Source organism: Brevibacillus sp. HD3.3A (assembly GCF_013284375.2).
Classification (GTDB): Bacteria; Bacillota; Bacilli; order Brevibacillales; family Brevibacillaceae; genus Brevibacillus; species Brevibacillus parabrevis.
In genome coordinates this window covers 3,660,884-3,676,108 of sequence record NZ_CP085874.1, presented here as the reverse complement: position 1 = coordinate 3,676,108, position 15,225 = coordinate 3,660,884, and the positions used below count along the sequence as shown (strand labels likewise).

The window sequence follows — 15,225 nt, the reverse complement described above, 5'->3', positions numbered from 1 at the left end:
ATGAATCTTTATCTCGTATATTTGCCCGTTTTCTTGCTCGTGTTTGTCAGGATGAGTGCCTTTTTCGTCGCAGCTCCCTTTTTCTCGATCAAGGGTGTGCCAGCCCACTTTAAAATTGGCTTGGCATTCATCGTTGCCCTGATCAGCTTTCAAACGTTGCCTGTACAAGGACAAATTCCTCTGGACCTGACGTTTGTGCTGTATGTGATGAAGGAAGCGCTGATTGGCGTCATACTCGGTTACATTTGTGAGTTGATGTTCATCGCCATCCAAGTTGCCGGAGGACTGATGGACATGCAGATGGGTCTGGCCATGGCAAACGTGATCGACCCGAAAACAGGCGCGTATGTCCCGATTACGGGTAACTTCAAAAACATGCTCGCTGTCTTGTATTTTTTCAGTATCAACGGACATCACATGCTGCTGCGCGGCATCATGAGCAGCTATCAGGTAATCCCGGTTGATAAGATGTGGGCTGCTTTTGGCAGCGAGGCTGTGATGATGACGGCGGTAAAAGTGTTTCAGAACATGTTTCTGAGCGCCTTTATGATGGCGGCACCCATCGTGGTCGCACTGTTTCTCGTAGACCTCTCTCTTGGTATTATCGCCAAATCCGTCCCGCAGTTTAATATCTTTGTTGTCGGATTGCCCATCAAACTGCTTGCAGGCTTCCTGCTCCTGATTGTCGTCATGCCCGCCTTTTTATTGACGCTAAGCGGATTGTTCGACCACATGTTCCGGGCACTCGCGGAAATGATGAAATCGCTCGGAGGATCACCATGACGCAGAAGAGGTTCCTTTTACCCGTAGACCTGCAATTTTTTAGCGGAGAAAAAACGGAGAAGGCGACTCCCAAGAAAAAAGAAGATGCACGAAAAAAGGGGCAGGTGGCCAAAAGCCAGGATCTGTCGCCCTCCATCGCGCTAACAGGATTCTTTTTTTTGCTGATGATGCTCGGTTCATCCATGCTCGGTACGTTTCAGAACCTCATGCGTGAAGCGCTGATTACTTTCACGAGCTGGCAGTTGAACGAAGAGAATCTCAAAGTGATCGTCATGACAATGACCTTCGAGGCGATAAAAATTGTGGGACCTGTCCTGGGGCTGTCTTTTTTGCTTGCCTTTGCTGTCAACTACATGCAGGTGGGATGGATGATCAGTACAGAGCCGCTCCAGATGAAACTGGAGAAGTTGGACCCGATCAAAGGAGCCAAACGCATTTTTTCCATGCGATCAGTCGTTGAGCTTCTGAAGTCGCTGTTAAAAATCAGTGCTTGTATGTACGTCGCCTATGTTATTTTGTGGAATTCAAAGGAACAAGTAACCCAGCTTTCTTTGCTCTCACTGGGGAGCGTCCTGTCGTTTACGGCAAACGAAGTAGCCAAGCTCGGGATTTACATCGGTTTGCTGCTGTTCATCCTGGCGATTATGGATTACGCCTACCAGAAATATGAACATGAAAAGAATTTGCGGATGTCCAAACAGGATCTTAAAGACGAGCACAAGCAGGCGGAAGGGGACCCGTTAATCAAAGGGAAAATTCGTGAAAGGCAAAGGAGCATGGCGCTTCGCCGGATGATGCAGGAACTGCCCAAGGCAGACGTGATCATCACGAACCCGACCCACTTTGCCGTCGCAATCCGCTACGATGCCAGTGCAATGAGCGCGCCTACTGTATTGGCCAAAGGCCAGGATTACATGGCGCTGAAAATCAGAGAAGTGGCCAAGAAGCACCGGATTGTTACGATGGAAAACAAGCCCCTGGCCCGGGCTCTCTATAGTCAAGTTGAAATTGGACAACAAATTCCCGAAGAGATGTTTAAAGCGGTCGCGGAAGTTCTCGCGTACGTCTACAAGCTGCAAGGGAAAGTGAAATAACGAGGAAGGAGGATGAACAGTGGGATTTCGAATCAAGGAAGTAGGTACGATTTTATTTGTAATAAGCATTGTTGTCATGATGGTAATCCCACTCCCTTCTGGGCTGCTTGATCTGTTGCTGATATTGAACATCTCCCTTGCGTTGACGATCTTGCTTGTGTCGATGTACACAAAAGAAACACTGGAGTTTTCCATCTTTCCGACAGTTCTGCTGATTACGACGTTGTTTCGTCTCGCCCTGAACGTATCCACTACACGGAACATCTTGTCGCACGGGGAAGGCGGGCAAGTCATTGAAACCTTCGGAAGCTTTGTTGTCGGAGGCAACCAGGTCGTCGGATTTGTCGTGTTTCTGATTCTGATCATCATTCAGTTCATCGTCATTACAAAAGGTTCAGAGCGTGTCGCAGAGGTAGCTGCACGTTTTACGCTGGATGCGATGCCAGGTAAGCAAATGAGTATCGACGCAGATTTGAATGCCGGGATGATTACGGAAGCAGAAGCGCGAGTGCGGAGAAAAAAGATCGAAAACGAAGCAGACTTTTACGGGGCCATGGATGGTGCGAGTAAATTCGTAAAAGGGGATGCAATCGCGGGAATTATCATTTTTATTGTAAACATCATCGGCGGCTTTATTATCGGGATGCTCGTGCATGGCTTCAGCTTCCAGGAATCCGCTTCCCGTTTCACTACCATGTCGGTCGGGGACGCGCTGGTCAGCCAGATTCCTGCCTTGCTTATCTCGACTGCTGCAGGTATTATTGTCACTCGCTCCACTTCCGGAGAAGGTCTGGGAGAGGACATCGCTCGGCAAATGTTCTCCTTCCCGCGTCTGTTGTACATCGTGGGAGGCTGCATGCTCTTGCTCGGCCTTTTCACGCCAATCGGTCTTCTGCCAGTTTTGCCCGTGTCGGGGATTATGGGATTTGCCGCATGGCGCATGGACAAAAAGCAAAAAATCGAGATTCAGGAATCGGCGGACAAGGTGGAGGAGCAACAAATCGAAGAAGTGCGCAGCCCGGAAAGCGTGGTCAACCTGTTGCAAGTCGACCCGATCGAGTTCGAGTTCGGCTACGGTCTGATTCCGCTGGCAGATGTGAAACAGGGGGGAGACTTGCTGGATCGCGTGATCATGATCCGCAGGCAGATTGCGTTGGAGATGGGGATTGTCGTTCCCGTCATCCGCATTCGCGACAACATTCAGTTGCGGCCTAATGAATACATGATCAAGATCAAGGGCAACCAGGTGGCAAAAGGGGAAATTTTGCTCGATCACTACCTTGCCATGAGTCCGGGAATAGAAGATGATTCCATTGTCGGGATCGAAACAGTAGAACCTGCGTTTGGATTGCCCGCATTATGGGTAACAGAAGAAAATAAGGAGATTGCAGAGCTTTCTGGCTACACGGTAGTCGATCCGCCGTCTGTGGTGGCGACACACCTTACCGAAATCGTCAAGCGCCATGCGCATGAGCTGCTTGGCCGCCAAGAAACGCGAGCGCTTATCGACAACGTTCGAGAAGTGGCGCCGGTTTTGGTGGACGAGCTCATTCCGGGACTGCTGTCGATTGGCGATGTGCAGAAGGTGCTCCAGAAGCTTTTGCGGGAGAAAGTGTCCGTACGCAATCTTCAAGTCATTCTCGAAGCTTTGGCGGATCATGCCTTGTTTACCAAAGACCCGGATGTGCTCACCGAGTACGTGAGACAGGCGATGTCCAGGCAGATTACGTTACAGTTTACAGAGCCAGGGCAGCCTTTGCGGGTAGTGACAGCAGGCGCTGGTCTGGAAAAAGCAATCTCCGAGCGGGTGGAGCAGTCGGAGCAAGGAAGTTATCTGGCGATGGACCCTGATACATCGCAACGAATCTTCCAGGGTATGTCGGCAGAAGTGAGCAAAATGATCAACTCCGGTCAACAGCCGATTCTCCTTTGTTCTCCGGCGATCCGCATGTATCTGCGTCAGCTGGTTGATCGAATGATGCCCGACGTTCCTGTATTGTCATACAGCGAGCTTGAGCCACATGTTGAAGTGCAAAGCGTAGGGATGGTGAACATTTCGTGAGAGTAAAACGTTACATTGTCGATTCGATGCCAGAAGCGATGGAAAAAATCAGACTCGATCTGGGGATAGACGCAGTCATCCTGAACTCCAAATCGATCAAGACGGGCGGATTGTTCGGTATGTTTGGCAAACAAAAAATCGAAGTGATCGCTGCCGTCGATGAAAAGGTGCCCGAGCGCGGGAACACCTTGGTCGCGGATGAACATCGGTCGAAGGACGTTTTCTCCTCTAAAGGACAGGCCGGCACCTACACGGCTCAACAGGCTTACCGGAAGGCGAATCTGGCGAAGGAGCCTGCCGAGAAGACCGCGACTTTGCCCAATGAGCAAAGAGCAGAAGCTGCTTCGAAAGCAGCTCCACCGATGGTAGCTCCTCGAACGGAAGCGAGAGAACAGTCATCGGTGCAACAGGCGGAAATTCCGGCGCAAGTGCCCCATGTATCACCGGAATCAACAGGTGCTGCCGGAAACAAAGCGGCAAATGACGCCCTTGCCAATGAAGTGCGCGATATGCGGCAAATGTTCCAAAAGCTTTTGGTCAATGACCTGAGCCAACAGCTCCCGCCTGCTGTTCAAGAAGTGCGCAGCCGACTGGTGAGCCAGGAAGTAGGGGAAGAGGTTACCGCGGAAATCATCCGCAAGCTGCTGGAAGCGAAGAAGCTTGAGGAAACGTGGGATCAGGAGACGGCTTTCGGCGAGGCGCGAAGCATCATTTCTTCCATCGTTGCCTCGTATGCGCCAAAAACATCAGGGATTAGCAGGGATGTGCAGTACGCTTTCTTTTTTGGCCCTACAGGCGTTGGCAAAACAACGACGATCGCCAAACTGGCAGCGAGCAGCATGTTGAAGGAAAAGCGCAAAATCGGCTTTATCACCGCGGACACGTACCGGATGGCTGCGGTGGAACAACTGAAGACGTACGCGAACATCTTGAATGTGCCGCTCGAAGTGGTGTTTTCCCCGAAGGAAATGGTTCCGGCCATGGAGCGTTTAAGCGACTGCGACCTGATTTTTGTCGACACCGCAGGCCGTAACTTCCGCAACGATGAGTACGTGCAAGGCATCCGGGAACTGGTGGAGCATGGGAAGAACAGCATGAATTACCTCGTGCTGAGCCTCAGCTCGAAGTACAACGATATGAAGACGATCGTGGAAAACTTTGCAGAGGTGCCTGACAAGCAAGTCATTTTTACCAAGGCAGATGAGACAAACAGCTACGGTTCCGTTTTGAACATTTGTCACGAGAGCAAGCTTGCACTCTCCTACTTCACGACGGGACAAAACGTCCCAGATGATATCGTAGTGGCTACACCAGAGCTGGTAGCAACGATGATTATGGGAGATTGACTGGATGAGAGACCAAGCAGAACAACTTCGGATGCGCATGCAGCAGTCAGGTGCGAAAGAAAAAACGACGCGGCTGGTGACCGTAACGAGTGGAAAAGGCGGGGTCGGCAAATCCAATTTCAGTTTGAATTTTGGACTTGGATTGCTCGAACGGGGCCATAAAGCCGTATTGTTCGACGTCGATCTCGGGCTTGCCAACCTCGATGTATTGATGGGGATTACCCCGAAAAAGCACTTGTTTCACTTGCTTGAGCCGGACACGGATGTGTGGGAGATCATCGAGCATGGGCCAGGCGGACTGGAATTTATTGCCGGAGGTTCGGGCTTCACTCAGATCATGCAGCTGGACGAAGCCAAGCTGGATCGCCTGTTTACTAGGCTTGAGCCGTTGCAGGGCTATGCGGATACGATCATCTTTGATACGGGAGCAGGCTTTTCCAAAGAATCGTTGCGCTTCATGCTCTCGTCTGACGAAGTCATTCTGGTGACGACGCCAGAACCGCCAGCGATTACGGATGCCTATGCCGTCATTAAGATGCTTCACGCGCGAAACCCTGCGATTGTGATTCGTCTGGTCATTAACCGGGCTTCCTCGGAAAGAGAAGGCAGAATGACAGCGGACAAGCTTGCGATGGTAGCCAAACGTTTTCTGGATATGGACATCCAGTCGCTCGGATATGTTTCAGACGACCCGCACGTATCAAAAGCTGTCAAGCAGCAGCGTCCTTTTCTACTTACATATCCGCAATCGCAAGCCGCAAAGAGCATTCGGAACCTGGTTGACCGATACTTGGACAGCCCGACCGGACAGGATGCGAAAACAAATGGACTGAAAGGCTTTCTTGCGAGGCTGAAACACTTCATACGTTGAGACACATAGGTAGGAAGGGAGTGACATTCGATTGAGCAAAATTCGAGTTCTGGTCACAGATGATTCTGCATTCATGCGTAAAGTTATTAGCGACATTTTATCAGGTGATCCTGAAATTGAAGTGATTGATCGAGCAAAGAACGGACTCGAATGCGTGGAGAAATGCAAGCAACTCAGTCCGGATGTCCTCACCCTGGACATCGAGATGCCGGTGATGAACGGCTTGGAAGCGTTGGAAAAGCTCATGGTTGACTGTCCGGTTCCAGTGGTCATGCTGAGCAGCCTGACACGCGAGGGAGCTGAGGCGACGATTCAGGCTCTGGAGCTTGGAGCATTTGACTTTATTACCAAACCTTCCGGACCGATCTCACTCGATATCCACAAAGTGGCGGATCGGCTGATCGAAAGAGTCAAAGCGGCAGCTGCTGTAAAAGGCCGCATGCGCAGGACGCTCAGACCGAGTCGACCTGCCGCGCCGGAACCAACGCGCCAAAGTCCAATTCCTGCCCCCGCTCCGTTGCGCCCTGCGCAGCCGGTGATCAATGCTTTGCCTCGCATCCAAAACAACGGGAAAGCAAGGTTGGTCGTGCTGGGAACATCGACAGGCGGACCGAAAGCGCTGCAAAATGTGCTGACGGCAATTCCGGCCGGGTTCCCTGCACCGATCGCGATTGTCCAGCACATGCCGGCCGGGTTTACGAAGTCGCTGGCGCAAAGGCTCGACTCTCTGTGCCAGATTCGGGTGACAGAGGTAACCGACGGGGAATGGCTGGAGCCGGGCACGGCCTATATTGCACCGGGCGGATATCACTTTGAGGTACAGCAGGTGAGTGGAAAGCTGCAAGCGCTATTGCACCAGCAAGAGCCACGAGGAGGCCATCGTCCTTCCGTAGATGTCCTTTTTGAATCTGTGAGTCGATTGACAAATGTAGACAAATGGGCAATTATCATGACAGGCATGGGAAATGATGGGACCAAAGGTCTGAAGCAAATGAAGGAGTTTGGACCTGTTACCAGTATTATCGAAGACGAGTCGAGTTGTGTCGTATTCGGGATGCCACGAGCGGCGATCCAGGCAGGACTGGCAGATCATGTGGCCCCATTAGAAAAAATTCCAGAGCTGTTGTGCAAGCTCTTGCACTGATTTTGGGAGGTGGATCACCGATGGATATGAATCAGTATTTGGACATGTTTATTGAGGAATCAAAAGAACACCTGCAAGCAATCAACGCCAACTTGTTGCTGCTGGAAAGTGATCCGGGAAACATTGGGCACGTGAAGGAGATTTTTCGTTCGGCGCACACGTTGAAGGGAATGTCGGCGACCATGGGTTTTGAAGACATGGCCAGCCTGACGCACGAAGCGGAAAATGTGCTCGATCTGATCCGCAACCAAAAACTGACGATTACCAGTGACATTATGGATGTGATCTTTCATAGCGTGGATTTGATTGAGAGCATGGTAATCGACATTACGGAGGGCGGAGATGGTTCCGCTGACGTATCCGCTCCGGTGAAAAAACTGAGAGCGATTGTGGCTGGCGACTATACGGCTGACCAGGAAGTAGCGGCGGCGACAGCGGTAGCCGAGGCAGAAGCAGTGGAAGCTGCCGAAGAGGAAGGAACGCCAGCCGAGGATCACGAGCTGGACGATTACGCTCTGATGGTGCTCAAGCAGTCCAAGGAGCTGGGCAACAACCTGATGTGGATCACGGTGACGCTCAATGAGAACTGCCTGCTGAAAGCGGCGCGCTCCTACATGGTGTTCGACCAGCTCGAATCCATGGGTGAAGTGATCAAGACGAAGCCATCGGTAGAGGATATCGAGAACGAGCGTTTCGAGCAGTCTTTTGAGATCGCCTACGTCACCATGCAGTCGGTCGAAAAAGTGCGCAGCACGATTCTCAACATTTCGGAAATCCAGGATGTTGTCATTGAACCGATTCAATTGAAAAGTGAAGCGCCACCTGCTCCGGTAGTCACAGAAGTTGCCGCGCCTGTAGAGAAAAAGCCGGCAGACAACGCCCAGACAGCTGCTGCGAAGAAAGCGACGGCTGGCGGAAAAACAATTCGCGTCGACATTGATCGCCTGGACATTTTGATGAACCTGTTCAGTGAGCTGGTCATCGATCGTGGTCGTCTGGAACAGCTTGCACGCGAGATCGGAAAAAGCGAGCTGCAAGAGACTGTGGAGCATATGAGTCGCATCAGCGGCGATTTGCAAAACATCATTCTGACCATGCGCATGGTTCCGGTCGAGCAAGTGTTTAACCGCTTCCCGCGTATGATTCGCGATTTGCAAAAAGATCTACATAAAAAAGTGAATCTGGAAATCATCGGGGCGGAAACCGAGCTGGATCGCACCGTTATCGATGAAATCGGCGACCCGCTCAACCACTTGCTGCGCAACTCGCTCGACCACGGAATCGAATCGCCTGCCGATCGGAAAAAAGCAGGGAAGCCGGAGGAAGGAACTATCGTACTGCGTGCGTTCCACAGCGGCAACCACGTCTTTATCGAAGTCAAAGACGACGGCGCAGGCATCAACAAGGAAAAGGTGCTGAAAAAAGCGCTTGAGCGCGGCATCGTCAATCCGGCGAACGCTGACAGCATGTCGGACAAGCAGATTCATGAACTGCTGTTCGCAGCAGGCTTCAGTACCGCTGAAGTGGTTTCGGATATTTCTGGCCGCGGTGTCGGTCTGGATGTCGTCAAATCGAAAATCGAATCGCTTGGCGGAAGCGTAGGTGTTGAATCCGTTCGCGGACAAGGCACGACCTTCCTGATTCAGTTGCCGCTGACGCTCTCGATTATTTCCGCCATGCTCGTACAAGTCAAAGACGAGAAATATGCGGTGCCGCTCTCCTCTATTATTGAAACAGCCGTGTTCAAGAAAGATCAGATCATGATGGCCCACCGTCAAAAAGTAATCGACTTCCGGGGACGTGTCGTTCCACTCGTTTCGTTGCAAGACATTTTCCAAGTGCCGGACAACGGAGCGGATAAAGAAGATGAAGTGGCGGTTGTCATTGTGCGCAAAGGCGAGAAGATGGCCGGACTGGTCGTTGACTCCTTCATCGGGCAACAAGAGATCGTCCTCAAATCGCTTGGCAAGTACATGGTCAACGTCTTCGCGATCTCAGGCGCTACGATCCTGGGTGACGGACAGGTCGCACTCATCATTGATTGCAATGCACTGATTAAGTAGAGGGAGGGGCAGTCACATGCTCGATCAAAAAGAAATCGTAAGCGAAGTCAAAGTGATTGTGTTCCGTTTGAAAGATGAAGAGTACGGAGTAGAAGTCAACCAGGTGAAATCCATCGAAAAATTGGAGCACATCACTCGCGTTCCACGCACGCCTCCATTTGTCAAAGGCGTAATCAACCTGCGTGGAGTGGTGACGCCGATCATCGACCTGCGCAATCGCTTCGGATTGGAAGAAAGCCTCTATTCCGAATCGACGCGCATCATCATCGTAGCGGTAGGCGAGCTGGAAGTCGGGCTGATCGTCGATGCAGCCAACGACGTTATCGATATTCCGGTCAACGCGATCGAGCCGCCGCCTGAGGTTGTAGGCGGCGTGGAAGCGGCTTACTTGCGAGGAGTAGCAAAACTGGACAAGCGGCTTTTGATTTTGTTGAATCTCGATAAAGTATTGAGCACAGAGGAAATTAAACAGCTGGACTCAATTGAGGGGTAAGAAAGATGGCCTATTTCACAAAGTTTGGAGATTTCCAATTTGACGTGCTGCGGGAAATCGGGAATATCGGTGCAGGACATGCTGCAACGGCGCTCTCCAAGCTGATGCAAAAAGAGATCGACATGAAAGTGCCCCAGGTCAACATCATCCCGTTTGACAAAGTGGCAGATTGTGTCGGCGGAGCCGAAGCAGTTGTCCTTGCCGTGTTTTTTCGTGTGGAAGGCGATTGTCCGGGAAACATGTTCTTCATTCTCGATCTGGATTCCGCGAGATACCTGCTTGAACAAATTACGGGAATCAGCAAGGATGTCTATGAATGGGAAGAGCTAGAGATTTCTGCGCTTCACGAGATCGGCAATATTTTGACAGGTTCCTATCTCTCCTCGCTGGCGGATTTTACACAGCTTAATTTGCAGCCTTCCGTGCCTGCACTCGCTGTGGATATGGCTGGAGCTATTCTTAGCTACGGACTGATAGCGTTGGGTCAAGCGGGTGACTTTGCCCTCACGATTGACACAGCATTTTTTGAAGGCAACGAGAAAGTCAAAGGGAATTTTTTCCTTATACCTGATCCTGAATCGCTTCCTATTCTATTTCGTTCATTAGGGGTTCCGTTCGATGGAGATTATTAAGATAGGTATGGCCGACCTCGGTGTGGCAAAGCCGCCGAGTAAATTACGAACTACTGGTCTAGGTTCTTGCGTAGGGGTTGTCCTCTACGACCAGACCCATAAAATTGCAGGAATGGCACATGTTATGCTTCCAGAGTCTTCGCTGGCCAAAAGCGGAGAACTGACGATTGGAAAGTACGCAGATACAGCTATTCCCCATCTGATCAATCTGATGGAAAAGGCAGGGGCGCAAACCCGAAACATCGTTGCCAAAATCGCGGGTGGAGCACAAATGTTCGCTTTCTTGGGAAACAGTGATACGATGCGGATTGGGCCGAGAAACGTCGAGGCTTGCAAGCAGGCTTTGAAGGACGCACACATTAAAATCGTGGCAGAAGATACAGGGGGAAACTGCGGTCGGACGATAGAGATGGATGCCACAAATGGAGTTCTTCAAATCCGTACGGTAAATCAAGGTGTGAAGGAAGTATAAGAATGTTGGGAACCATTTGGATAAATACAGGCATGGGGTTGCTCGCTTTTGTCATTACATTGTGCACGGCGCTTGCGAGTAATGTCTGGTTGGTCTCCTTGGAGCGAGCCGGCATTGCTCTGGTGATATTCTTCCTTGCCGCTTTCCCGATTCGCTTTGTGCTGGCGCTCGTCACGCAAACACCAGCCCAGTCTGCAGAAGCAGGCGGCCAAGAGGAGTTGAATGCTCCTCTGGCCGATGGCGGGGATGAGGCGAATCCGCCAGGTCAAACGGGAGAGCAAGCGGCAGCAGAAGCATTTTCTCCGCTGTCCTTCACCAAGCTGGAAACGATCCATCCGTCAGAGGACCCAGCCACCGTTGCAGAGGTCGTTAGGCGCTTAACAGATGAGTAAAGGTTGGTGACTATTCGTGGCACGGCTAACCAGTCAAGAAAAAGCAAAAGAGTTCGATAAATGGGTCATGTGGAAGCAAGAGGGCAGTCGCGAGGCGGAAGTTGACCTGATCACTAAATTTTTGCCGCTGGTGGACAAAGTGGCGAATCGTCTGGCGATCAATTTGCCAGCGAATGTGGACAAGGACGACTTGATTAGCTACGGACGATTTGGGCTGTTGGATGCTTTGGCCAAATTCGATCATACGCGGGGACTGCAATTCGAGACGTATGCCATGTGGCGCATTCGTGGAGCCATGATTGATGGCCTGCGCGAAAATGACTGGATTCCTCGCACCGTTCGAGACAAAGCCAAAAAAATCGAAGAAGCGTACACCACTTTGGAACAGCAGATGCTGCGAATGCCAACCGATCAGGAAGTGTCCGAATATCTCGGAATAAGCGAAAAAGATCTGCAGCAGGTGTTTTTGGAAACCTCTTTGGCTAGCATGGTCTCCATTGACGAGGCAGTAGGGGAAGAGGACGAGCAAAAAACCGCAAGACATTCCTACATCGTGGACGAGCTGACTCCTCGCCCGGAATCGGTAGCAGAAGTCAGCAGCCTGAAAGAAGTGTTGGTCGGTGTGATTGACAAGCTTCCTGAAAAAGAAAGACTCGTCGTCTCCCTGTTTTATTTCGAGGAGCTGACGCTGTCGGAAATTGCTGAGATCATGAGCTTGTCGCCTTCACGCATTTCCCAGCTTCATTCAAAGGCGCTTTTCCGACTTCGTTCCGCATTGTCAAGATGGAAGTCGCAGTTACTGTAAACAGAAATTTACCCAAGCTTGAGAGGGGTAGAATGTATGGAAGGGATCGGGAATTATAGACTAGAGGTCAAGTTATCCGCAGACAAATTAGAAGCAGATATCATTTTGCGCGTAGATGAAGAAGACATCGACAACATTGTCGTCGTGGAATCGGATATTTACAACGCATTGCAACAGCAAAAAGTGAAGGCTGGCATTTTGGAAGACGTCGTGCAGGGGCTATGTACTTTTCCGGCGAAGTATGCCAATGCCAAGGTTACCATTGCACGCGGAGTGGCTCCAGTCCCAGGCGCAGACGCCATCATCGAGTACCCGTACTTGGCGACTGTTTCAGACAATGAAGGGCCGAAAGAGCTGGAAGACGGCCGCGTCGATTATTACAACATAACCAGTATTCCGAATGTCGCCAAAGGACAGCTTTTGGCCCGCAAGACTCCAGCTAGCTCTGGAACTCCAGGGACAGCAGTTACCGGAGAGCCCATCGCTCCCAAAGCAGGCAAGGAAATCAACCTCAAGCCAGGCAAAAATGTCGTGCACAATCAGGAGCGCACGATGCTTTACGCCGCTATTGATGGACAGGTTTCCTTTACCGACCACGACAAGCTGAATGTTTTTCCCGTCTTTGAAGTAAAAGGGGATGTCGATTTTGGTGTAGGCAACATCGATTTTGTGGGAACGGTGGTCATTCGCGGGAACGTACTAAACGGTTTTCGGGTGAAGGCGTCTGGTGACATCCGTGTACTGGGAAGCGTGGAAGGCGCCGAGTTGTACGCGGAGGGCTCTATCGAGATCAAAAGTGGCATTGTTGCCCAAGACAAAGGGGCGATTGTTGCCGGCAAGGACATTCGCACATCCTTTATTCAAAACGCGAACGTCACCGCTGGCAATCAGGTGATTGTGTCTCAAAGCATCATGTTTTCCAATGTGCGTGCAGGGAAGCAAATTATTTGCAAAGGCCCGAAAGGAATTATCATCGGGGGCGTCCTGCAAGCGGGAGAGAAAATTGCTGCGAGAGTTTTCGGCAACACCAGTGCTACACCTACACTCTTGGAAGTAGGCGTGAAGCCAGAACTGCGTCAGGAACTTTCGAACATCCAGAAAGATTTGCAAAATGTGTATGAAAATTTACGCAAAACGGATCAAGGCCTGGGTGTGCTCAATCAAATTTTGCAAACAGGCAAGGAGCTTACCACCGAGAAAAGAATCATGCAAATCAAGCTGACCAACACGCGGCTTGTTCTCGAAAAAGAGTGCAAGCAGCTGGAAGCGCGCAGAAAAGATTTGGAGAGCGAGCTGAAAGGGGAAGGCCCTGCGGCAGTCGAAGCGTACCACGTCATGTACCCCGGGATCAAAATGACATTCGGCAAGCTTGTGCATTTTATCAAACACGAGTATGCACGTACGCGATTTATCGTTCTCGATGGGGAGATCAGTACAGCAACACTCATCTAATAGCCGAATGTGATTTCGAGAGGCGAGGAAGGGGCTGGGCTGCATGAGCTTGAAAGCAGTGGAATTGCAGGTGGCATTGCCACGCACCTTGGAAGTCGGCCGAATCCAAGAGCACCAGATGCAACGGTCCATGCATGAAACGCAATCGATGATCGATCAGCGCAAAGAACTGGACGCGCACATGCGCCATCGTGCGACGGATATTGATGAAACGCAAAAAAATCAGATTCGCGATAGGGAGCAGGGGCAACAGCGAGAGCATGATGAGTCAGGTGACAGCTCTTCCGCAGGACAGAAGAATGCCGCAGCAAAAGACCAAAATGCCCCTTCCTCGGTCTCCATGAGAGATCCGATGCGCGGACGCTTCATTGATATTTCCTTATAAAAGGAACAGAAATTGACAAGCCAGAAGTAAAGGTGGTCAACATGGATCAAGTGTACATCATCCTGATTGGCGCAGGAATCATCACCATGCTGCTTGCTTTGTTCATCCAAAGAAAGTCGCCTGCTGATCATACTGCCGCCATCCAGACATCACGATCAACTGACAAGGCAGATATTGAAAAAAACCTGCAACGCTTGAACAAGCAGTTCAAGCAGGAGACCGCCCTTCTTTCTGCCGAATGGCAAGAAACAAGGGCTGATTTGCTTCGTGAAATCGAATTTTTGCAAAAGCGCGTGGAGCAACTGGAACAACAGTTGGATGAAAGAGTAGTCGTTCGCGAAACCGCCGCTGCTGTAGAGGATCCGCCAGTCAAAAGCGCAGAGCCTGTAGAGGAGCAAGTCGACATGCTTGCCTTGCGGGAACGCTATCGGCGCGTCTTTGAGCTAAGCAAGGAAGGGCTCGCTCCAGACGAGATTGCGAAACGGCTGGGGGCGGGCCGGGGAGAAATCGACCTGATTTTCTCATTGGCGCAAAGAAACGAGCGAGGTTTTGCCGATGCGTAAACGCGAATTGTTATTTGGATTCGGCGCGGGCTTGATCGTGGCTGCTTCGGCTCTCGGGCTGATGGCTCCGAAAAGCGGGGCGCCCAGTCCTGCGCTAACCGAGGCTGAAATCAAGCAGGCTGCCACCGAGCTGCAAATGGTCGTGCTTACGCCTGAAGAATACAAGCAGTGGCAGGAAGAAAAGAAAGTGAACGTGCAGCCTGCTCCAAACGCGCCAAAAGCTCCGGCGGCACCAAACGTCGAGCAGACGAAGACACCTGCGGCTGCCAAGCCCCAAACTCCTGGAGTTAATGAAGTGATACCGCCAAGCGTGAATAGCGTCCAGGAGACGTCGTCAGCCGCTGAGAGCAAGGTACAGTCTGTTGCAGCTCCGGCACAGACAGAGACGCCACAAGCACCTGCGGTCGAGACTCCCGTCGTGAAAAAGACCGCTTCCTTTACCGTGCCATACAAGGCGACGGCAGAGGGTGTTGCAGCTACGCTCGTCAAGGAAGGTATTTTGCCTGCAAACAATCATTTTGTCGACCAGCTGCGTACGATGGACAAGCTGAATCGGATTCGCGTAGGGACGTATCAGGTTTCCCTGCCCGCTTCTGAGGAAGAGATCGTCAAGCTGATTACTACGCCGCCGAAAAAATAGGGCGGTATTTTTTTGCAAAAATAATGGG

16 protein-coding genes are annotated in these 15,225 nt (G+C 51.2%); all 16 read left to right on the top strand.

What is annotated here, in order from left to right; all coding sequences use genetic code 11:
* From fliR to HP435_RS16755, 16 genes are read left to right on the top strand one after another with little or no spacing between them, the layout of a single operon-like run.
* Entirely contained in the window at positions 1-783 is a 783-nt protein-coding gene (gene fliR, locus HP435_RS16830; protein WP_122965206.1) for a flagellar biosynthetic protein FliR, read from the top strand.
* The gene (gene flhB, locus HP435_RS16825; protein ID WP_122965207.1) at positions 780-1,877 is read left to right on the top strand and encodes a flagellar biosynthesis protein FlhB; all 1,098 of its coding nucleotides are present in this window, start codon (positions 780-782) and stop codon (positions 1,875-1,877) included. The genes fliR and flhB overlap by 4 nt, the downstream gene beginning before the upstream one ends.
* 19 nt (positions 1,878-1,896) lie before the next feature.
* Entirely contained in the window at positions 1,897-3,939 is a 2,043-nt protein-coding gene (flhA, locus tag HP435_RS16820) for a flagellar biosynthesis protein FlhA (RefSeq protein WP_122965208.1), read from the top strand.
* Complete coding sequence (gene flhF / locus HP435_RS16815; protein WP_173598876.1) at positions 3,936-5,285, top strand: flagellar biosynthesis GTPase FlhF; 1,350 nt, start codon at positions 3,936-3,938, stop codon at positions 5,283-5,285. The genes flhA and flhF overlap by 4 nt, the downstream gene beginning before the upstream one ends.
* A gap of 4 nt (positions 5,286-5,289) precedes the next feature.
* Positions 5,290-6,156: a MinD/ParA family protein gene (locus HP435_RS16810; protein WP_122965210.1), complete on the top strand. Its 867-nt coding sequence runs from the start codon at positions 5,290-5,292 to the stop codon at positions 6,154-6,156.
* 31 nt (positions 6,157-6,187) lie between these two features.
* Positions 6,188-7,300: a protein-glutamate methylesterase/protein-glutamine glutaminase gene (locus tag HP435_RS16805; RefSeq protein ID WP_122965211.1), complete on the top strand. Its 1,113-nt coding sequence runs from the start codon at positions 6,188-6,190 to the stop codon at positions 7,298-7,300.
* 20 nt (positions 7,301-7,320) lie between these two features.
* A complete protein-coding gene (locus HP435_RS16800) occupies positions 7,321-9,363 on the top strand; it encodes a chemotaxis protein CheA (protein ID WP_122965212.1) in 2,043 nt (680 codons plus the stop codon).
* Positions 9,364-9,379: 16 nt separating this feature from the next.
* Positions 9,380-9,856 carry a chemotaxis protein CheW gene (locus HP435_RS16795; protein WP_063227612.1) on the top strand — a complete coding sequence of 159 codons (477 nt, stop codon included), beginning with the start codon at positions 9,380-9,382 and terminating at the stop codon, positions 9,854-9,856.
* Positions 9,857-9,861: 5 nt separating this feature from the next.
* Positions 9,862-10,488 (top strand): chemotaxis protein CheC, encoded by a 627-nt coding sequence (locus HP435_RS16790; protein WP_122965213.1) that lies wholly within the window; start codon positions 9,862-9,864, stop codon positions 10,486-10,488.
* Complete coding sequence (locus HP435_RS16785) at positions 10,475-10,960, top strand: chemotaxis protein CheD (RefSeq protein ID WP_063227610.1); 486 nt, start codon at positions 10,475-10,477, stop codon at positions 10,958-10,960. The genes HP435_RS16790 and HP435_RS16785 overlap by 14 nt, the downstream gene beginning before the upstream one ends.
* 2 nt (positions 10,961-10,962) lie before the next feature.
* The gene (locus HP435_RS16780) at positions 10,963-11,352 is read left to right on the top strand and encodes a hypothetical protein (RefSeq protein WP_122965214.1); all 390 of its coding nucleotides are present in this window, start codon (positions 10,963-10,965) and stop codon (positions 11,350-11,352) included.
* Positions 11,353-11,368: 16 nt separating this feature from the next.
* A complete protein-coding gene (locus HP435_RS16775) occupies positions 11,369-12,157 on the top strand; it encodes a FliA/WhiG family RNA polymerase sigma factor (protein ID WP_063227608.1) in 789 nt (262 codons plus the stop codon).
* A 36-nt stretch (positions 12,158-12,193) separates the two neighbouring features.
* On the top strand, positions 12,194-13,609 hold the full coding sequence (locus HP435_RS16770) for a FapA family protein (RefSeq protein WP_122965215.1): 1,416 nt from the start codon (positions 12,194-12,196) through the stop codon (positions 13,607-13,609).
* Positions 13,610-13,652: 43 nt separating this feature from the next.
* A complete protein-coding gene (locus tag HP435_RS16765) occupies positions 13,653-13,994 on the top strand; it encodes a hypothetical protein (protein WP_122965216.1) in 342 nt (113 codons plus the stop codon).
* Between the two features lie 41 nt (positions 13,995-14,035).
* Entirely contained in the window at positions 14,036-14,557 is a 522-nt protein-coding gene (locus HP435_RS16760; RefSeq protein WP_173598875.1) for a DUF6115 domain-containing protein, read from the top strand.
* Entirely contained in the window at positions 14,550-15,197 is a 648-nt protein-coding gene (locus tag HP435_RS16755; protein ID WP_173598874.1) for a DNA polymerase III subunit gamma/tau, read from the top strand. Before HP435_RS16760 ends, HP435_RS16755 begins: the two co-directional genes overlap by 8 nt.
* Positions 15,198-15,225 lie beyond the last annotated feature (28 nt).